Annotated in this window: 17 protein-coding genes and 1 tRNA gene; 8 read left to right on the forward strand and 10 right to left on the reverse strand. The window is 38.0% G+C overall.

Translation table 11 applies throughout. The features are described from left to right. Positions 1 to 56 precede the first annotated feature (56 nt). Positions 57 to 1,181 carry a DNA polymerase III subunit beta gene (gene dnaN / locus ACIQZ2_RS02340; RefSeq protein ID WP_395767225.1) on the forward strand — a complete coding sequence of 375 codons (1,125 nt, stop codon included), beginning with the start codon at positions 57 to 59 and terminating at the stop codon, positions 1,179 to 1,181. A gap of 156 nt (positions 1,182 to 1,337) precedes the next feature. Beyond that, complete coding sequence (locus ACIQZ2_RS02345; protein WP_395767226.1) at positions 1,338 to 1,751, forward strand: thioredoxin family protein; 414 nt, start codon at positions 1,338 to 1,340, stop codon at positions 1,749 to 1,751. A 146-nt stretch (positions 1,752 to 1,897) separates the two neighbouring features. Here the strand turns inward: ACIQZ2_RS02345 and ACIQZ2_RS02350 are convergent, their stop codons facing one another. Then, complete coding sequence (locus tag ACIQZ2_RS02350; RefSeq protein ID WP_395767227.1) at positions 1,898 to 2,710, reverse strand: TerC family protein; 813 nt, start codon at positions 2,708 to 2,710, stop codon at positions 1,898 to 1,900. Positions 2,711 to 2,853: 143 nt separating this feature from the next. Here ACIQZ2_RS02350 and ACIQZ2_RS02355 point away from each other — a divergent pair. Further along, positions 2,854 to 2,928: transfer RNA gene (locus tag ACIQZ2_RS02355), tRNA-Val, on the forward strand. Between the two features lie 483 nt (positions 2,929 to 3,411). Here ACIQZ2_RS02355 and ACIQZ2_RS02360 read toward each other — a convergent pair. From ACIQZ2_RS02360 to ACIQZ2_RS02380, 5 genes are all read right to left on the reverse strand, one after another. Further along, positions 3,412 to 4,284: a YitT family protein gene (locus ACIQZ2_RS02360; RefSeq protein ID WP_395767228.1), complete on the reverse strand. Its 873-nt coding sequence runs from the start codon at positions 4,282 to 4,284 to the stop codon at positions 3,412 to 3,414. Continuing rightward, a complete protein-coding gene (locus ACIQZ2_RS02365; RefSeq protein WP_395767229.1) occupies positions 4,281 to 6,377 on the reverse strand; it encodes an adenylate/guanylate cyclase domain-containing protein in 2,097 nt (698 codons plus the stop codon). The genes ACIQZ2_RS02360 and ACIQZ2_RS02365 overlap by 4 nt, the downstream gene beginning before the upstream one ends. Positions 6,378 to 6,461: 84 nt before the next feature. After that, the gene (locus ACIQZ2_RS02370) at positions 6,462 to 6,803 is read right to left on the reverse strand and encodes an STAS domain-containing protein (RefSeq protein ID WP_395767230.1); all 342 of its coding nucleotides are present in this window, start codon (positions 6,801 to 6,803) and stop codon (positions 6,462 to 6,464) included. Beyond that, entirely contained in the window at positions 6,800 to 7,171 is a 372-nt protein-coding gene (locus tag ACIQZ2_RS02375; protein WP_395767231.1) for an ATP-binding protein, read from the reverse strand. Before ACIQZ2_RS02375 ends, ACIQZ2_RS02370 begins: the two co-directional genes overlap by 4 nt. 146 nt (positions 7,172 to 7,317) lie before the next feature. Beyond that, positions 7,318 to 10,392 (reverse strand): SpoIIE family protein phosphatase, encoded by a 3,075-nt coding sequence (locus ACIQZ2_RS02380; RefSeq protein ID WP_395767232.1) that lies wholly within the window; start codon positions 10,390 to 10,392, stop codon positions 7,318 to 7,320. A gap of 338 nt (positions 10,393 to 10,730) precedes the next feature. Between ACIQZ2_RS02380 and ACIQZ2_RS02385 the strand changes: the two genes are divergently transcribed. Next, complete coding sequence (locus ACIQZ2_RS02385) at positions 10,731 to 12,002, forward strand: M28 family peptidase (RefSeq protein WP_395767233.1); 1,272 nt, start codon at positions 10,731 to 10,733, stop codon at positions 12,000 to 12,002. 160 nt (positions 12,003 to 12,162) lie between these two features. Here ACIQZ2_RS02385 and ACIQZ2_RS02390 read toward each other — a convergent pair whose 3' ends face one another. After that, positions 12,163 to 13,797, reverse strand: coding sequence for an amidase (locus tag ACIQZ2_RS02390; protein ID WP_395767234.1), 1,635 nt, complete (start codon positions 13,795 to 13,797; stop codon positions 12,163 to 12,165). Positions 13,798 to 14,072: 275 nt separating this feature from the next. Between ACIQZ2_RS02390 and ACIQZ2_RS02395 the strand changes: the two genes are divergently transcribed. Beyond that, the gene (locus ACIQZ2_RS02395) at positions 14,073 to 15,419 is read left to right on the forward strand and encodes a Gfo/Idh/MocA family protein (protein WP_395767235.1); all 1,347 of its coding nucleotides are present in this window, start codon (positions 14,073 to 14,075) and stop codon (positions 15,417 to 15,419) included. Positions 15,420 to 15,611: 192 nt separating this feature from the next. Here ACIQZ2_RS02395 and ACIQZ2_RS02400 read toward each other — a convergent pair whose 3' ends face one another. Both ACIQZ2_RS02400 and ACIQZ2_RS02405 read right to left on the reverse strand, forming a co-directional pair. After that, positions 15,612 to 17,450, reverse strand: a complete 1,839-nt coding sequence (locus ACIQZ2_RS02400) for an FG-GAP repeat domain-containing protein (protein ID WP_395767236.1) — start codon at positions 17,448 to 17,450, stop codon at positions 15,612 to 15,614. Positions 17,451 to 17,648: 198 nt separating this feature from the next. After that, on the reverse strand, positions 17,649 to 17,984 hold the full coding sequence (locus ACIQZ2_RS02405; protein ID WP_395767237.1) for a DUF6150 family protein: 336 nt from the start codon (positions 17,982 to 17,984) through the stop codon (positions 17,649 to 17,651). A 340-nt stretch (positions 17,985 to 18,324) separates the two neighbouring features. Between ACIQZ2_RS02405 and ACIQZ2_RS02410 the strand changes: the two genes are divergently transcribed. Together ACIQZ2_RS02410 and ACIQZ2_RS02415 are read left to right on the forward strand one after the other, a co-directional pair. After that, a complete protein-coding gene (locus ACIQZ2_RS02410; protein ID WP_395767238.1) occupies positions 18,325 to 18,717 on the forward strand; it encodes a hypothetical protein in 393 nt (130 codons plus the stop codon). Beyond that, positions 18,718 to 19,392: a hypothetical protein gene (locus tag ACIQZ2_RS02415; protein ID WP_395767239.1), complete on the forward strand. Its 675-nt coding sequence runs from the start codon at positions 18,718 to 18,720 to the stop codon at positions 19,390 to 19,392. Between the two features lie 41 nt (positions 19,393 to 19,433). Here the strand turns inward: ACIQZ2_RS02415 and ACIQZ2_RS02420 are convergent, their stop codons facing one another. Beyond that, on the reverse strand, positions 19,434 to 20,030 hold the full coding sequence (locus ACIQZ2_RS02420; RefSeq protein WP_395767240.1) for an SOUL family heme-binding protein: 597 nt from the start codon (positions 20,028 to 20,030) through the stop codon (positions 19,434 to 19,436). Between the two features lie 125 nt (positions 20,031 to 20,155). On the opposite strand from ACIQZ2_RS02420, the gene ACIQZ2_RS02425 reads away from it, so the two are divergent. Next, positions 20,156 to 20,941, forward strand: coding sequence for a DUF1080 domain-containing protein (locus ACIQZ2_RS02425; RefSeq protein ID WP_395767241.1), 786 nt, complete (start codon positions 20,156 to 20,158; stop codon positions 20,939 to 20,941). Positions 20,942 to 20,944: the final 3 nt, after the last annotated feature.

Genomic DNA, 20,944 nt, shown 5'->3' on the forward strand with positions numbered 1-20,944 from the left:
CCAAATTAATTTAACTTCAAGGTCTGAATTCAACATCAATAATTAATTAATACGCAATGAAATTTTTAGTAGCCTCCAACGTCTTATTGAAGCAACTATCAGCCATTAATGGGGTGGTAGCTAGCAATCCAATTATTCCTATCTTGGAAAACATTTTAGTGGAATTGGAGGGAAACAAATTGATGTTAACAGCGTCCGATTTACAAACGGTAATGACCACAACTTTGGAGGTTGAGGGATTTGAGAACGGCTCGATTGCCTTACCGGCTCGATTATTGTTAGAAACTCTTCGCAGTTTACCTGAACAACCGGTTACCATCGGTGCAGACCAGGGAACATTTGGGGCAGAAATTGCGACACAAAATGGCCGTTTCAAGTTGAGTGGAGAAAATCCCATTGACTTCCCACGTATTCCAGAAGTAGCGAAAAATCAATCGATATCCTTATCAGCCTTAACTTTAGGTGAGGCGATTGCTAATACGTTATTAGCGGTATCCAATGATGATATGCGTCCGGCAATGACGGGGGTGTTGATTCAGATGATGGGCGATCATACGAATTTTGTTGCGACGGACGGACATCGTTTGGTGCGTTACCGCAGAACGGATTTAAAAACGGAAGGCAGTAGTTCATTGATTTTACCTAAGAAAGCTTTGTCATTGTTGAAGTCGACATTGCCCGCTGAAGAAACCCCCGTAACGGTTGAGTTCAGTTCTTCCAATGCATTCTTTAGTTTCCAAAGCTTCCAGTTGATTTGTCGGATTATTGATGAGCGTTTCCCAGAATATGAAAATGCGATTCCGAAGGAAAACAATGAAATCTTAACCATTAATCGTTTGGAATTCTTGAGTTCTGTGAAGCGTATTTCAATTTATTCAAACAAAACAACTCACCAGATTCGGTTAAAATTATCATCTAATAAATTAACCCTTTCGGCGGAGGATTTAGATTATTCGAATGAGGCGAATGAAGCCTTGACCTGTGATTACGCTGGCAAGGATATGGAGATTGGTTTCAATGCGAAATTGATATCCGAATTATTGGGCAATTTGTCGTCCAAGTTTGTTGACATCAAATTGAGTGAGCCAAACAAGGCAGGATTAATCATCCCATCGGATCAAGATGAGGCGGAGGATATTTTGCTATTGGTGATGCCGGTGATGTTAAATTCTTATAATTAATTCCTCTGGAATTAATTATAAGAATTTAACAATAGACATTTAACGTTGGACGTTGAAGTAAATGAAAGCAACATTTTATAACCCTAGGCTTTAGCCTAGGGACCTCAGACTAAAGTCTGGGGCCGTATGTAACTAACCAATTAAAACTTAATAAAAATGAAAAACTTATTTGTTTTCTTACTTGCATTGATGTTATCCTTACCAGCCTTCGCTGAAGGAGATGGGGTGAATTTTTTTGAAGGCACGTTCCGTCAGGCATTAGCGAAAGCGAAGAAAGAGAAGAAGATGGTTATGCTAGACGCCTACACTTCTTGGTGTGGTCCATGTAAGGTTTTAAAAAACAAAGTATTCCCTAACAAAGAATTGGGGGATTACATCAATGCGCATTTCGTTTCTATTGGCGTGGATATGGAAGCAGGAGAAGGCCCAGCCTTAGCGAATATGTACCCTGTGAAGGGTTACCCGACCATTTTGTTTTTAGATGCCTCAGGCAAGATCAAAAAAGAAATCTTGGGATTACCTCAAGGTGGCGCTAAAGAGTTGTTGGGGGTTGCGAAAAAGGTGAAATAGGGGAAAGAAATAAGAGATAAGAGTGAAGTAATAAGCCATAAGAAGCCCGGGAAAATTTCCCGGGCTTTTGTTTTTTTTTAAAAGAAGAAATAATAAAAATACCTTTTTCTTCTTAGCTCTTAATTCTTCATGCTTAATTTCAATCCCTATATGATTCCCTCCTTCTCAGCTTGATTCTTCAAATCGTTAATTTCCACCTTCTTATTACTACGCTTACGCATTTGAATGTTTATAAATTCTACGAATAGTGAGAATGCAATAGAGAAGTACAAATAGCCTTTAGGTATTTGGCCTATATTGTTTCCTAAGATACTTAATTCAGATCCGTGGCTTGCTTCTGCAATGAGCATAAAACCAATCATAATCAAAAAAGAAAGACCGAGCACTTGCAAAGAAGGGTGATCGTTTACAAAGCGACCAACAGGCCCTGAAAACCCCATCATGATAACAGCAGAGGCAACCACAGCGATAATCATGACCATCATGTTATCTGAAAGACCAATTGCGGTAAGTATGGAGTCAACTGAAAAAACCAGGTTAATCAAAGCAATTTGCGTAACTACCTTCGCGATGCTATTGACCGTTTTACCACTTTGTGCGATGTGTTCCTCCTCCCCTTCAAGTTTCATAAAGATTTCATTGGTGGCTTTGTAAATCAAAAATAAACCTCCTATGAACAAGATAATGGCTTGGCCACTGGGGGCTACTTTAAGGAAGCCCCAGTCGATATGCGCAAAGGGTTTTTGTAAAGAGATTAAGATGGATATTCCAAACAAAAGGATAACGCGAAAGATCATGGCCAGGAAAAGACCGATGTTTCTTGCTTTGGGTTGGTCTACTTTGGGTAGTCGAGAAGCAGTAATGGATATGAAGATGATGTTATCGATACCTAAGACGATCTCTAAAAAGGTCAAAGTCAATAAACTAACTAAATTATCCAGGCTAAATAGTGATTCCATACAAAAAATATTGAGTTGTAAAGATGGTGTGTTTCAAGCAGATAATCAATAAAAAGCGCCTTCACATGAAAAAAAATCAGCTTTTTTTCAGAGCACATTTGCATAAAAAAAATAAAAAGTGAATATTTGCAGACCAATTAAACGGTCCTATAGCTCAGCTGGTTCAGAGCACCTGCCTTACAAGCAGGGGGTCCTAAGTTCGAATCTTAGTGGGACCACACAAACCACCTCAAACGAGGTGGTTTTTTTTTCGGCAGAGCTAGCAAAGAATGGGATAACTAGCGGGTATTACGAATGAAATGTAGATTTATATAAATTAAAAACATTTCTCATTCTTTTATAAATTATTTTTACGTTTGGTAGCTCCCTATGCCAAAGGCTAGCTTTACATTTTTTTGTAATTTGTCATTAAATAATCCCTTGTATTCGTAATCATTGCCATTTCAATGACCGTAATTGACCTTAACCGAAAAAACGGAATATTTGATTTTGGTTATGCTTGACATGCAAAACATTCCAACTACCGCGTTCAAAGTTATCTTCAGCGGTAGGTTCAATGAAAAACGTAATGACTAATAATAATCGTAAGCCTCCATACTAGACTTCTGGTATTTTACGCACATCACAGAATCTAAAAAATAGTACATAACGAAATCCTGATTTGATTTAAGCGTAGCTAGGAAAGCATTAAATCAAGTGATTTAATGATCCCCTTTTCTTTTTAATAAAACCCCACCTGCCGCTTCTTTAATAATATTCGTAAAAATGAAGGCATTGGGATCAAATTCAAGTACTAAATTTCGCAGGTGCCTAACCTCAAAACGCGTCATGATGGTGTAAATAATATCCGTAGGGTGACTGGTATCAAAACTGTCTTTCATGAATCCTCGCTCACCTTTATAAACCGTAATTCCTTTCCCCATTTGCATCACCACAGCCTTCTTGATGTCTTCATGGTTTTTGGAAATAATTGTTACCCCAATGTATTCTTCCAAGCCCTCTACCACATAGTCAATACTTCGCGTCGCGATAAAATAGGTCAACATCGCATAAAGTGCGGTAACCATTCCTAAACCAATGGCAGCGATCAAAAATAAGATGACATTAATTCCTAAAATGATTTCAGCGATTGTAAAACCAGAACGTTTAAGAGTATACAAAGCCAATACCTCAATCCCATCGATAGCACATCCTCCACGCATTCCCAAGCCAATACCCAAACCCAAGAAGAGACCCCCAAAAATTGAAATCAACAATTTGTCTGAAGTAATAACAGGATACGGAACGAAAGTTAGCACCAATGTCAACCCAATCACAGCTAATAAGGTGCGTATTGCAAAACTTCTGCTAATTAAATAACCTCCCATTATGATGAAAGGTACGTTACACAATATAACTAATACGGTAATGGGAATATGATAGGTTTCATGAATTAAAAGTGCTACTCCAGTTACACCGCCATCCAAAAAATGATTAGGCACCAAAAAGCTCTTTAAGGCAAATCCAGCAAATAAAATACCTGAAACAGAATAAATAAAATCTTGAATGTTTTCTCTGGTTGAATGTGAACTCATGAATATTTTGATTTAATAATTTGTAAATGCTTTTCTTTTTGCTCCGCTCTTAAATTGCGTGCTGTATTCGTAAAATAATGGTGATTTTCTAAGAATTTAATTTGTATCTGATCCCAAGCAGCTTCTTCATTGACCACATTGCTAGCTTTTAACTCGTTGAATAATAGACTGCCGATCGTAAAAAAATCAGCTCGACCTAAATAATCTAAATCGGCATCCGCCAAAATTTCTTCCAGCAAGTTTTGAGGTTTTTGAGGAATTTTAGTGGCCCTAATCATGCCACAAATACTTTCAATTTCAGCTTTTGAAAACCCGATTGGAATCAAATGGTCTTTGGCCATTTGACACGAAATTTCCTCGTGACCAGCCGCCTGTTCTAAAAAACCGGTATCATGAAAAAGGGCAGCAACCAATAACAGTTCTAATTCATCTTCACCTATTCCCTCAGAAACAGCAATCTTTCGGGCACTGATAAATACATCAAGGGTATGTGAAATAGCATGATAAAATAAGTCGGGCGATAAGTTGATAAGCAATCGGTTGATTACTAAATCATAAACTTCCAAGACTCTTGGCGTTGCAAAACAAGTTGAAAGCGCATAAATCTGAACTTCTTGTGCCTTACCTTTTACTTTGATAGCCTCCAACTTTTGAAAATCAAAAAGGCCTGAATGTTCAACATCGGCAACAACTGATTCGGATACTAGAATTTGCCCAGCATCAGCATTGGAACACAAGCGAGAAGCAAGGTTGACCGCGTCACCAATAACGGTATAATTCATTTGATCTTTTGATCCAATGTTTCCAGCAATCGCCTTTCCTCGGTTGATTCCAATGCCAATTTCAATGGGATCCATCCCTTTTTCTATTCTTCCCGCATTAAAATCAATGAGTAATTTTTGCATTTCAATGGCGGTCAACAAGGCTCTTTGGGTGTCGTCATGGCCATAAATAGGCGCCCCATAAATAACCATTAAAGCGTCACCAATAATCTTATCGAGCGTACCATTGTATTTAAAAACTACATCAATCATCAAATCAAAGTAATCATTGAGTGTCCTTACTACATCAATCGGATCCATTTTTTCACTCATATTAGTGAAACCGCGGATGTCGGTGAATATCGTAGTCAAGGTTAACTCCTGTCCACCTAAATTCAATAAATCTTCATTTTCTAAAATCTTATCAACAATCTGTTTTGAAACATATTTCTTAAACGTACTTTTAATTTTATCGAGGTAAGAAATATCCTCCATGGCTATAACCATTCCAATTTGCTCGCCTTGATCATCGATCAACGGAGAGATAGTCAAATTGACATGAACTGATTCCAGCCCTATTTTAATTAAAAAGTTTTGTTCTGAATAAACGCTGACTTCCTGTTCAACTTTCTCTAGCAGAACGATCAAATCAGGATCTTTTTCAAACATGATTTGGTAATGGTTACCAATGCATTCATCAGTTGAAATATGCGCTATTTTCTCCGCTGTTTTATTGACATAATCAATTTCACCAAACAAATTCGTGGTAATTACTCCCGTATGAATCGACTCCATGATGTTATCATTCAATCGTTTCGATTCTAAAAGGGTATCCAATAAAAATGTATTGTTATACGCTACACTAGCCTGCACAGAAATAGCTGAAAGCATCGCAGCATCCTCGGCTGAAAAATCGGACTTACCATTTCGAAGCTCTTTGTCAAAAATGATGATAGAACCAAGTAATTGATTTTTCCCCATGATGGGGGCAGCAAGAGCAAAAGATTTCTCTAGTTTCTCAAGGTGAATATTCTCAATCGAATTACAGGCAAATTTCTCCTGTTGAGTTGCGAGCAAATTTAAAAATCCTCTCTTTTTATTAAAAATTATCTTAGAAAGAACTTTTTCATCCAAATTAAATACGGCTTTTGGAATAAATAAATCTGAATTTTTTTTCTCAATCAAAATAAACCCGCAGGATGCATCTAAAATCCCGCACGTACGAATTAAGATGTCTTGTAACAAATCATCTACATGCTCATGTTCAATCAGCGTATTGGTGATTTCTAGTAATGTTTCTAATTCGAGCTGTTTGAAAGCAATATTATTCATGAATGTAGTTTAATCGCAGCAAATACCTACCATGCCTATTATGGTATTATTATAAAGCTTTCATTGAATTTGAAAAACATGAAATTAAAAATCAGCTAGAGCTTCTTCTTTGGTTGCATAAACAGATGAGTATTTCGATAGCCCCATAATTTTAAAGGTCTTGTCTACGATTGGGGCTAGATTGTAATACCCTAATTTCCCGTCCACTTCTTGCAATTTTTCGATAATTTCAATCAAAATAGATACGCCAATACTATTGACCACTTTCGTCTGGGCCATATCCAATAAAAAGCGCGTTTTCCCATTTGAAATGTTTTCATTACAAATATTTGAAATTATTTCACCCCCTTCATTATTCAAATATCCCTCAGTAATCAAAATTACTAAATCGTCTTGTGCTTCTATGTTTACGTTAAATTGGCTCATGATTCTTTCTTTTTTGTCATTGTTACGGTTGTACCTTCTTTGGTGGATTCAAATTCAACGGAATCCATTAATTCTTTTATAAGTTGTAAGCCCCAGCCTCGCTTGCGTTCTTCCGTGCCCAACTTATTTTCAATTTTAGGAATTTCTACCTTTGATTTATCAAAACCAATTCCTTGATCTATCACTTTAATCACTAAGCAATCATCCTCCAAAATAAAATGTATAAATACGTTATTTTGTGCACGAGAATGCTCAAATGCATTTATGCATGCTTCAATAAGTGCCATACTAATCTCCGCTGCTGCTTCTTCACTCAAATCCATGTGCTTAGCAACAACCTCAGCCGTATTAATTGCTACTAATTCCATGTTAGCAACAATCGGAAGTTTTAATTCAATTTTCGGTTTGTCCATTTTTTCATTTTTATAAACTATGTCAAGTATTTTTTTAATTGTAACAAATGTCAAATCATTTCAAATAGGCCATTCACCCATTAAGAATATAAATCAAGGCATCAAACACACTTAAATACTACGATAGTAATATCGTCAGGCGTTGTTTGACCTGCCAACCAATCACTTCCCAAGGTAACTAAAGCATCCTTTATTTCTTCGGCAGATTTATCAGCATTCGCTAAAATGCAATCTTCAACGGCCTGGTAACCAATTTGAACACCGCTTAAGTTAGGTGCTTCAGGTAAACCATCGGATGCAATGACAAAAATATCCCCTTTAGCAAATGAGCGTTCTTCCATATCAAAAGTAGCCCCATACAATCCGCCTAAAGGCAAGCCACTAATTTGTATTTCTTCAATGGATTTCTTCTTGGCTACATACAAATAACATGGAGGCATCGCCGCTGAACTGAGTTTCAATTTATTACCCTTAAAGTGGGTAATATTTAGACTCATCCGTAAAATTCCCAAATCTACTTTTTTAACAAGTCTGTTCAAATCATAAAGCATTTTATTAGGCTCATCTAGTGGAAGGCCTATCAAACCCGCTTTGGTAATGGAAACAAGCATACCCGCCGCAGTTCCATGTCCTGTGGCATCCCCGCAGACAGCGACCAAACTACCATCAGGCTGGGGATGAAAATCATAATAATCACCGCCTACTTCGGATGAAGTTTGAAGGTAACTCGCTATTTCTAAACCATCCACCTTAGGCAAGGTCTTAGGTAACATTCTATTTTGTAAATCTTTGGCCGCCTCTAACTCCGCAATTCTTCGCTCATCTTCCGCCTTGCCTCTTGATTTATTAGCTTGGTATTTTCCAAATAAAATAAACAGATAGGCCAATATTCCTAAGTAAACTAAATAGGCAAAAATCGTCCTATACCAAGGCGGCGAAATCTTGATTACAACACTGGCTTCCTCACTAACATGACCAGAAGCATCCATCGCGCGCACATGAAATACGTAAGAGCCCTCTCTTAAATTGGTATACTCTTTTTTAGAGTCTCTCGTATAAGCCGACCACGTATCATCTTGATTTTCAAGCCAATAACTAAAAGTGGTTTTATTCTCAGTTCCAAATAAAGGATAGGCTACCTCAAATACCAGGTTGTTTTGATCAAAAGGAAGTTTTTCAGGAACGATTGGAATAAGTTCCCCATTGGAAGAAATAGAGCGAATTAAAGCTTTAAATTTTTGAACGGGTTCTTTTAAAGCTAATGAAGGAACATATCGATATAATTTACTATCCTGCGAACCCATCCAAATCACTTCGTCGTCACCACTTCCTTCAGGCAAAATTTGGTAACTCAATTCATCTAAATCCACTTTGTAAAAAGGGTATTTTTGAAAAGTAAAGCCTTTTTTAATATCAAAATAGGTTTTAAACAATCCTTTTTGACAGATAAGCCAACCATAACCAGCCTCCTTGTTAAAAGCGTAATTTGCTAGTTCACTAGAAACCATAGCATCTAAGCTAAAACCCGAAAATTTCAATTTCTTTGCTTTGACATCAACAATAAAGGTTTTATTTGAAGAATCTAATGCAGCCAAAACCTTCTCGTTTAAATAAAAAAGTTTTTTTAACTGCTTGGTTTTAGCAAATGATTTATCTTGACTAATAGGAGTAAATGTACCTTGGCCCGTTGAATCGTATGTGAACATCACGATTCCTTTTCGCGTAGATATAAATATTTTCCCAGGCTCAGGCTCAAAAATTTCTCTACCACTGTACTTTTCTCCACCTTTGATTTTAATTTCTTTCCATACTCGGCCATTAAATTGATGCAATAAAAGACCATAGGCAGTGTTGCTACTAAATAAAAGGGTAGGATTCAGCTTCGATTGCATGGATTCAGAGCTTCGATAGGTATCTGAAATTTTAATCTTCTTCCCATTTAAAATAGCGTTTATTGAAAAATTGTTTGTACTGACAATTTGATCATCAAAAACACTTAACGTCCCACCCAACTCTTTAACATCCAATGACTTAAAAACGGACGTTTCGGTAATCGACTTCTTGGGAATGAATTGGTATAAATCATCAAAAGTACGAATGATTAATTTCCCCTGATGTCTAATGATATCCGACACACCACCTTCAATTCCGTTTAATGAAGAAAAGTTGGTCAAAGAAGGATCAAAAGAAATTTTAGTTAGGCCTGAATTTGTCCCCCAAATATCCCCCACGCGGTCTTGTGTAGCGAAATACATGCCCGTTTCAAATAAACCTGAACTCTTGCCTACCTCAGCATTTGTACTTAAGTCTTGATTTAAAAATAAGATCCCTTTGTCTGTGGTAATAATGGCGATCTTACCATTTCGCATAACCTTATCATTGATGTAGGACTTCCCTTCTATGACATATTGATTGGCATAAGGATTATTCACAGGCAAAAATTCACCTTTTTTCGTCATCCTGATTAATCCAATATTTCTCGAGACCAAGAGGTGATCTCCATTCGCCAATTGATAGTTTGCTTCAATACGATTTTCAGCAAACAACTTTTCCGAACCTTTTATAACTGAAAATCCAGCTTTTTGGGAGAATTTAAACAAGCCCTTGCCCCAAACTCTCAAATACACGCCATCAGGTGAACTGAGTATGATATGAACATTTTCCTTAAACTTATATGCACGTAAGTACTTTTTGTCTTTAAATAAATAAACTGCATTTTCTGTTTGAAAAAATACGGTATCTTGATGTATGGCTACGCCCCATAAAGAAGCTGTCATCTCGTCCTTCTTGGGTAATTTTTCGGAGAGAGAGATGTATTCATTTTGACCAAATTTATTTTTTTGTAGATAACCAAAATTTAAACCGGCAAATCCTACATAAAGCGTATTTTTTGAATCTGCCTCAGCATCACGAATAAAAGCATTCAACGGCTTTCCATTCTGCAAAACCCTCCTAACTCTTTGTCCATCAAATTCGATTAATCCGTTTTTGACATTACCTACATAAATGACACCATCCTTATCTTGATATACGACATAGTTTCCAAAAGAAGAATTCAAGAAATCTCTTTTATAATGCGAAATAAAAAAGTTTCCAATTTCTAAATCTTTGTCGGTCCTTGTATTTGAAAATAAACCAAATGGGAGAAGGAGCAAAATAGCGAATACTATTTTCATGTAGTTATACGTATTATATAGGTTTGAGAGCTTTAATTAATGTACAAAAGCAAAACGAATTTATTAGTTTCTGCCAAATACCATATTGTGAATTTAGAAAAATATAATGAATTCAAAAAAAACTATGAAAATTTCATTTTTATTCAATATAACAACAATGACAACGAGCTGATTTTGATATGCATATTCGTAAAAATGGCACAATATCATCAATCATTAATCCGTTCAGAAAGTCATTTGATTAATCTGTCCAGTCAGCCTAACTGAAATCCTTTTCCCAAACTAGCAAAGCCTTTCTACAGGTAATTGTGTAATATTGTCTGATTAAACAGTATACGATGAAAAAAATCTTATTTACCTTATTAGCATTACCCTTACTGGTTCAGGCGCAGAAAATTGATAAAATTATTACGCGGGCAGAAACGGAGCGTATCGAAACTTATTTAGCCTCAGACGAGCTTGCAGGCAGAAAACCTTTTACGCCGGGTATTGAAAAGGCCGCAAATTTCATTGCCGGAATATTTGAAAAGGCAAAACTGCAAAAGACCAACGGGACCTATTTACAGACTTTTCCTATGTTCAAGTCTTCGCTAATTTCCGCTGCTGGAAGCATGGATGACGTAGCTATAGAGGCAAAAAATATCGCAATTATTTCCAAAGAGTCATCGGTTGAGCTTGACGAAAAATCGGGTTACGAAGTGGTAAGCATTCAGGCGGGAGACAATTTTGGCCAAAATGCTTACAAGATTATGAATGCTCAAAAACCCACCATCGCTTTCTTGCATGATAGCTTTGCTAAATACATTCCACGTCTTTCTGGCAGAGGCCCGCTAAGGGAAACGCAAGCCACCATTATTTTCGTAATCGCGAATACCACGCCTTCGAAATTTAAGATCACTGCAACCCAAAAAGTAGAACGTCTTGAGTTAGCTAACGTCGTGGGTATCCTACCTGGAAAGTCCCGTCCGAATGAATATGTTATTTTCTCGGGCCACTATGATCACCTAGGAATCGGAAAAGCCGTGCAAGGAGATTCAATTTACAACGGCGCAAATGACGATGCTGCTGGAACAACAGCTATGATGATGTTGGCAAAATACTACGCTAAAACGCGTAACAACGAACGCACACTGATTTTTGCTGCATTTACTGCGGAGGAAAGCGGTGGCCACGGAAGTGTTTATTTCTCGAAGCAATTTAATCCAGACCAAGTGGTGGCTATGTTTAATTTGGAGATGATTGGAACCGAAAGTAAATGGGGTAAAAATAGCGCCTACATCACGGGGTATGAGAAATCTTCCATGGGTGAAATTTTGAAGAAAAACCTAATAGGATCACCTTTTACTTTTTATCCCGATCCTTACTTAGATCAAAACTTATTTTACCGCTCAGACAATGCGACTTTAGCCGAATTAGGCGTTCCTGCGCATACTATTTCTACGTCTAAGATGGACAGTGAACCTAATTACCACAAGCCAAGCGATGAAGTGCAAACGTTAGACCTAGATAATATGACCGAGATAATTAAGGCAATCGCCAAGAGTGCTACTAGTATTGTTTCAGGGAAAGATACCCCTAGCCGCGTAGATACGACCAAATTGAAACAATAAATAGCCACCCCTCCTGAAAAAATCGGCTTTGTATTTAAACTTAAATCTTAGCCAAATTCGGGTTATTATATTCCAATTAAATTTCACAAGAAACCTGTCGGCTCAGCCCGTCGGACCATAAAAACCACCTCATGTAAGGTGGTTTTTATTATTTAGCAACCTACTGAAACCCCTTCGGATTTACTTCCTCATGCCCCGTGTGATCTTGATAAAACTGCGCAATGCGCAAGAGCGTGCCTTCGTCGTATAACTTCCCTACAAAAGATATGCCCGTTGGCAAATTGTTTTTTGCATCAAAGCCCGTAGGAACACAAACTACCGGGTGGCCGGTGAGATTCGTGATTGCCGACTGATTCCCACCTCCCCGCGAAGGGCAGATAATGGCATCGAATTGCGAGACCACTTCATTCACCTTTTGCATCAACAAATACCGGTGGCGTTGCGCATTGATGTATTCCACAGCAGGAACAAATCGAGACGTCCTGAATTGATTAGGCCAGTCGTTTTTGGTTTGACGGGTCAGAAGATCATCGATGTTTTTACGGGTCAACTCATCAAACTGCGCTGCACATTCCGCACCGATCACCACATCCATGATGTTGAATGTATAGGCTTTTTCATCAGGGAAATCGACTGGCATTAATTGAACCCCTTGTTTCTTCAAATCAGCCAAAACCTTCCATTCACTTCGTGTCGTATCGGTAATCTTATCAAAATAATTCTTTGCATATCCAATCTTCATTCCTTTCAAAGAACGATTTGCCTGGTAATTAAAAGGCATGTTCACCGCGGCCATATCCTTGCCATCCGTTCCATGTAAATAATTGAAGACAATCGCTGCATCATTCGCTGAGCGGCAAATCGGACCTACCTTGTCCAAACTATAACTTAAGGCCATCGCACCTGACCGACTGATACTGCCGAAAGTAGGCCGTAAACCCGTCGCCCCACAAGTAGTCGAAGGCGAAACAATACTTCCCCAAGTTTCTGTCCCAATCGCAAAAGGCACTAATCCTGCCACCGTAGCCGAGGCTGAACCAGCCGATGAACCTGAGGACCCGTATGCCAAATTCCATGGATTTTTTGTTCGTCCGCCATACCAATAATCCCCCATAGCTAATGCACCCAGCGTAAACTTGGCAACAAGCACGGCGCCCGCATCTTTCAGTTTAGTATATACATAAGCATCCTCATCTATCATTTGATCCTTGTAGGGTGCTGCTCCCCAGGTTGTCTTTGTCCCCTTCACGGCAAATAAATCCTTCAATCCATAAGGAATTCCGTGCAATAAACCCCGGTATTTTCCCGCGGAAATCTCTTTGTCGGCCTGGCGTGCTTGTACAAGTGCCATATCTTCCTGCAGACTGATCACACATTGCAAACTTGCGGCATGTGCCTTGATTCGCTCAATAAAAAACTGCGTTAGGTCAACAGACGTTATTTGCTTGGATTTAATCAAAAAAGCTAGTTGATCAATCGAATAAAAAGCGAGCTCACTCCTATTTTTTGGTAAAGACGCTCGAACGACAGGCCAAACAACCGGCCTTTGCTTTTGATCAAATTTCATACCCGGAAGTCTGGGGTTTTGCCATAAACTCAACGGCACATTATTGTTCAAGGAAAGTGCATGCATCGCCTTGTAATTGGCTAAATTATCCATCACATCTGAATACAGCGTATCTAATTCTTGAGTGGTAAAAGTCAAATCAAATAGTTGAGCGGCTCCTGATAAATCCGATTTGGTCTGAGCAAAAACGGGAGAAGCAAACAAGAGTAATAAAGCGATTTTTTTCATATGAATTTACACGGTGGTTTGGGCACGATTTGTTAAACATACTAAATATAGCTCTGAAGAAAAAGTGGCAGATGAATCCTTCAAGACCTATGGGGTATTACCCTGCCATAGACTTCAATTACATCCGCATGTGTACTTGTTATCCAACTAAAAATTAAAAAATGATTTTATAATCAGAACGATTGGTAAGTAAAATTTCCTATTTTTATTTTTCCAAAACCTACTCCATCACCTGTAAATTGGAGCATTTTTAAAAACCTATTAAACCTACATTCATGCTAAATAATCGTAGAAAATTCATCCAACAAGTAGCCTTAGGTGCCGCCGGAATCAGCTTAGGAAATATTCACAATGCCTTCAGCGCTAAAAGTTATTCGCGGATTATTGGGGCTAACGACCGCTTGAATGTAGCCTTAATGGGTTGCGGCCGCCGGGTTAGCGCCTATTACGATGCATTAAAAGACAAAAAGAACAATGTTGATCTTGCGTACATCTGTGACGTAATGAAAAAGCAAAGGGAAAAGGTAGGACGAGATTTACAAGGGAAGGTGAGTGGAAAAGCTACTTTGGTGAATGATATTCATGAGGTCTGGAATGACCAATCCGTGGATGCCATCTTTAACGCAACACCGGATCATTGGCATGCTCCGGGAACGTGGATGGCGATGCAAGCGGGTAAGCATGTCTACATTGAAAAACCCTGTAGTCAAAATCCGCGTGAAGGGGAATTGCTTGTAGCCTTTCAAAAAAAATACGGTAAGGTCGTGCAAATGGGAAACCAACAGCGCTCTGCGAAAGAATCGCAAGAAATCATCGCTGAAATTCATAATGGGGCCATTGGTGAGGTCTATAAAGCCCTCGCATTTTATTCTAACCAACGTGGCGAGGTGCCACATGAAAAAAAAGCACCCATTCCAGAAGGTTTGGATTGGGAATTATGGCAAGGACCTGCGCCACATCGGGAATACACATCTGAAACTTGGGATTATAATTGGCACTGGTACGGATGGCATTGGGGCACAGCAGAGACCGGTAATAATGCAACGCATGAATTAGACGTAGCGCGCTGGGCCTTGCAAGTAACATACCCCGAGCATGTGGAAGTAGAAGCGGCAAAGCGTCATTTCAAAAATGATGGCTGGACGATGTACGATACCATGGAAGCAAAATTCCGTTTCCCCGGGAATAAGATTATCGAATGGGATGGAAAAAGTCGGGCTGGCTATCAAACCTATGGTAGCGACCGAGGAACCATCATTTACGGTAGCGAAGGATCAGTATTCGTGAATAGACAAGGGTATACCCTTTTTGATCGTCTTGGTAAGAAAATCAAAGACAGTAAATCGAGTGGGACAGAGGCAGGCAATACCTTAGGCGGTGGCGGGGATATGACGGATTCGCACGTAGCGAATTTCTTTAATGTCATACGTGGAACAGAGACCAAATTAAATTCTCCAATCGAGGAAGGTGCCATTAGTCAAATGATGTGTCATTATGCCAACATTTCGTATCGAATTGGGAAATCATTCCAAGTTAACCCTACTGATGGGCATATTTTAAATAAAGAAGGAATGAAACTATGGGGCCGCGAATACGAGAAAGGATGGGAGCCTAAATTATAATTTGGAAAATAAGGAAAGCCTTTTAATTGATTTATCGCAGGTTTATTTTTGATAAAACAAAGCCCTCAAATTCAAATACAAGTGGACTTGAGGACAAGGGCATGATTACTTTTGAAGTAGCCGGGCTTACATTTTGTTTAAGTATATCCTTTAATATACAAATCAAAAAGTTATCATTTAAAACCTGATTAATCACCTTTGTTTACTTATCTTCAGTAAACTAACTTGGCCATTAATTAGGGATGTTAGGTTTATTACATAATTCCCCACCGAAAGGCTGGATAAGTCTAAAATTTCTGAATTCCTGACAGATTCCTTTTTCCATACAATCACGCCTTTTACGTCATGAATTTCAGCCTTTACCAACAGGCCAAAATCGTCAGGAAAGGTAACTTTTATTGACTGATCAAAAGGATTGGGCGAAAGGGCAACTTTATTATCTGTTAGTTGCATTGCGGTAATTAATCCGTATTGGCTCAATGAAATCTCTGATATACATCCATTAGAATCTGTGTATTTGACACTATACAAACCATTAACCGATGCGTTTATTTTTTGGCCTATTTCACCTTTGAGGATAGTCCCGTTTAGATACCACTGATTCCCAGCTAAGGCAGAAGAAATTAAGGTGGTATTCCCCTCTCGTGTGATCGTAGGAGCTTTGGGAGTATCTAATTTAGTCAAGACCATCTCATCTGATTTAGTTTCACACCCTAAGCTATCCGTTTTCACAACGAATACTTTGCTTGAGTTGACAAATCGCTTCGTAATTACATTAGATGAATCAACTTGATTTCCAACATACCATGTATACTTATCTTTTTTTACGTTATTTATTACAGTCAATCTTAAAGTGTCAGAAGAGCAAAATGTAAATTTAGAGGTATTTAAAATGGGCTTTATGGCATTATGACAATTGTTTCTTACCATTTTAAGCCCGTTCCATTCCCACCTCAAATTTAAATTTCTATCATTTACCACAATGTCAACCTTTCCATTATTATCCAAATCAAAAACTGAAATAGGTTCATCCCAAATAGCGGAATTCAAAAATGTGGCATTCTCCATCAGTTGATTAGTAAAATCGCTGAAATTCTTTAGATCAGTTGATTTGAAAACCTTTATACTCCAATTCGCCTTTGCATCATTCATCGGTAAGATCACCTCATTAATGCCATCTTTATCTATATCATGGGCATTGATATCCAATACATATAAATCATTGGGAATCGAAATAGAGACGCCATTATTTTGATTAAAATTACCTTTCCCATCATTCCATAATATTCTGAATCTGTTTGCGTAGTTATTCGTGGGTGAATAAACATCGTTCAAAACCAAATCAAGAAAATTATCTTTATTCATATCAATTAACTCAACTCGATCAACCCAGCCAATGGTGTCCAAATTTGAAGGCTTATTCGAAAAATTACCCTTCCCGTCATTTAGTAGGGTACGGTTATAGATACCTTTAGCTACTTGATGGTGCGTTGAAAAAGTAAGAACATCAACATCTCCGTCATTATCAATATCCCCAGAAGTACCGCTTCTCCAAACGCCATAAAATCCAATGGAATCTACTTTAAATGATTTACCATCAAGATTCAACATTGAATAAAGAGGAAATACAGGATCAGGACAATTTACACAACCAGCTGGATCCATTCCAGTAAGTAAAAATGCGTCTAATCGACCATCCCCATTAAAGTCAGAAACAAGTGTTTTACCAGCAAATAATTTTTTATTATTCAATTGTATTTTTTCCTCTATAAGTCCACGTTGAGAATTTTTAAAAAAAGCGGGACCTGGCCAAGCATAGGGAACAGATAAGTCATAACCCTGAAATTGCATTACATCATCAAGCCCATCATTGTTGTAGTCAAACTGCGCAAATGAGGCAAATCCACCCGGAATTTTTAACCATTGTGGACTGTTTGATAATTCGTAAGATGTCTTGGGCTTATTTACTTGACAGAAAATGGATGTGGATAAAATAGGCAGTAAAACTATAACGAATATGTACTTTTTCATTTTACATAATGAATTACGGAAACTAATCCTCTCCTAATAAGTACTGAATAACCATCAAGGATCAGCCTTTAACAATGTTAACCACCAAATGAAACTCAAAACGAATGATTCACCTAAGCCTCTAGATTAGAAATATGAGTACTTTCTTATCTCAAGTGTTTCAGCGCATCAGGTAATAAACTGATGCATGTCAAATCATCAATACAATAAATGCTGCTTTGATGAATTTCTCCAACCAGCTTGACTTTCATAGTTGACAAAAAACACTTTCAAATCCGCTTGACTTTCATAACGGACGAAATAGATTTTTTTCTTAGCCTGACTCGCATAATTTGTAAAAAACCATTTGCCATCATTGGGCCCAGCTTGGCTTTCGTACTTCACTTTAAATACCTTTAAATCAGCTTGACTTTCATAATTGACCACGAATACTTTAACGTCAGCCTGACTTTCATAATCAACAGAAAAAACTTTCTGGCATTTGGCAGCATACGATGCGACCATGGCAATGCATATCAAAACTATTTTTTTCATATTAGGTAATTTAATTTGACAATGAATATGTCTCAAAAATAGCAGAATATTCTTACTAACACTATGGAACGCATGAAATCAATAGACAGATTCAAACTGCTTGGTTTTGCTAAATCAATCCGCTGAATGAAGCTTTCGCTTAACATACCAAGATCAAATATTTACCGTTAAATAAGTTACATTTTAAAATACCTGCAAAAATTAATAACTAGATGAAAATTAGCTAATCAAGGACTTACCTTAGGCCTTTGGTATATCAAGTTACTAATCGAGTTCATTTTTTATTCAAAATATGTTGAATTGTAAACTTCCCATTTTCCTATTAATTTGCTGTTGCAGCATGCTCATTTCTTGTAATTCTACCTGTGACACTTGTGAAGGAGAAGGTAAGGTATTTTGTCAAACCTGCGAAGGAAATGGGGAAACCGCATGCTCCCATTGTGAAGGTACAGGCATAGATGAATGTTCTTATTGCAAGGGTGCGGGAGAAATGTCTTGTACGAATTGTGCTGGTTCAGGAAAAGAGCGAAAGTTGGACATTGCCTCAGGTGAATATATTGACCAATCTTGCCAAAAATGCAGTGGCTCAGGGACTTCCGAATGTAATTTTTGTTCAGGCGAGGGCTCTGGCAATTGTGAACCTTGCAAAGGAACAGGGAATGTTACCTGTAAAGAATGTAATGGAGAAGAAAAATTAGTTTGTAAAACATGTGATGGCACGGGGAAAATTTAAATGAATAAAATCTACAATCGCCATGAAGACCCTTTTGAGTGGTTGCCGGGATTAGATGCCAGCGAGGATTTCATAGCACCACCTTCTTATACGGATCTATTTAATCGTTGCGACCAGGCGTATGATGACATCTTAACTGGGGATGTTTTAAACTACCGATTAGATGAGCTGAAAGCTGTTTTGGATAAACATCAAGATTTATTTGATGAGGCAGACCAACTTGTGACGGTCTATGAGGGATTCGATCATTTCATTTATTTGTATGATGCATTAATTTCAGCCTACCAATTTACACATGATCAAGGATGGAATGCGTATTTCGCTCTTGATGATTATTCCAAATTTGACATGAGCATAGAACGTCATGTACTTGATTGGCTGAAAGCTTATGGAGATTTAAACAACACCATTGCGTTTCATTTACACTTCAATACGGATTGTGATTGCAATAACCTTAGCTACTATCGCATAAGTCCTATTGGTATTCATATACACCACGATGACCTAGCGAAGATTTTTGAATTCTCCCGTTTGTATGCAGCGCATTATGCCGAATTACTCATAAAGTATATGGATATTTCATGGGAAGAATATCATACCTTGACGGAGAAAGAGCCCCTGTATTACCGGCGAGATAATCTATTTTATTATTTGTCGAAAAATAAAAATCCTTAAGAGCTATTAGGAAAATGGTATTCGTACTGATTGAAAAGAATTTATTCTTTCCATTCGATGGGAATGACCACTTCATTTGTTCTTCCCCAAAACTGGTAAGGGGCATTATAACCTAAATAGGTATAATCACCAGCAACTTTTATTCCATTACTTTGAATTAACTGAAGTAATTGATCACGCTTTTCTTTTATCTTTTCATCATCTGCATAGCCACCAAAACGGATAACGGCCACATACTGTGGGCTAGATTTTACGATGTGAACGCCAGAATCCTTCGGTTTTGGCAAATCTGATTCTTGGTATTTTTCAGGCATGACAAAACTCATCGATGAACCTTTCTCACGCATTTCCATGCGTACTGGCGAGGTCATCGCAATACTTTTTCCTTGATCATTTCCTCCAAAAATATAGCCTGCTAATTTCCTGAAGCCACTGTTGGCCACCGACTTATAATCGGTTCCGGAACTGTAGATTTTGGCAAATGTAGCAGCAGGATAAAACCTAATCTCGTATTGCGCTTCCTTTTTAACCAACCTGTATTTTTGATTTTCTGTCTTAAGATTACTACTCACAACCTTATATGATTGTACCATAAGGAATATTAAACCAATGCCCGAAATAACGTAAAATGCTTTCATGTTAAATTGCGTTTAGTACGAATAGCATTTAAACCAGCAAGTAGATAGAATAGTTTCCTAATTAGCGGAAAGATTAATTTTATTTTACACGTAATTGCCTTATTTTCAATCAATAATCCTTTCCTATGAAAAACATCTTCTTCGTAATTGCACTTTATAGCCTTGCTTTCATATCAGAAGCAAAACCCAAAAAAGAAAAATGGATTCAACTATTTAATGGGAAAAATCTCAAAAATTGGACAGTTAAAATCCACCATCACGAGGTTGGCGATAATTACGGAAACACCTTTCGAGTGGAAGATGGCATGATCAAAGTTCGCTATGACCAATACGATCAATTCAATGAACGTTATGGGCATTTGTACTTCAATAAACCTTTTTCACATTATATACTTCGCATGCAATATCGCTTTACCGGGGTTTGGAGAAAAGATGCTCCCATTTATACCGAGCGAAATTCAGGTGTCATGTTTCATTCCCAAGATCCCAACACCATGCCGAAAGAACAAGATTGGCCTATCTCCGTTGAAATGCAGTTCTTGGGAATTTTGGAAGATGGGAAGCCTAGACCCACCGGAAATATGTGTTCACCCGGGACTGACGTCGTTTATCAAGGCAGAATCGATCCCCGCCATTGCATCAATTCAAGTTCCAAAACATTTGAAAATGAGCAATGGATTACGGCTGAATTAATTGTGCGCGGGGACTCTTTGGTTACGCATAAAATAAATGGAGAAACGGTATTGGAATATAGCCAACCGCAGATTGGGGGAGGCGTTGCTAATCGCTATAACCCTGCGCTGAAAATCGATGGAAAGCTATTAAGCAGTGGATTTATAGCGCTGCAGAGTGAAGGCCAAGAAATTGATTTCAAAAATATCGAGCTATTGGATTTGTCTAAAGCTAACTAAGCA

The sequence above is a fragment of the Aquirufa sp. genome (assembly GCF_044342065.1).
Lineage (GTDB): Bacteria > Bacteroidota > Bacteroidia > Cytophagales > Spirosomataceae > Aquirufa.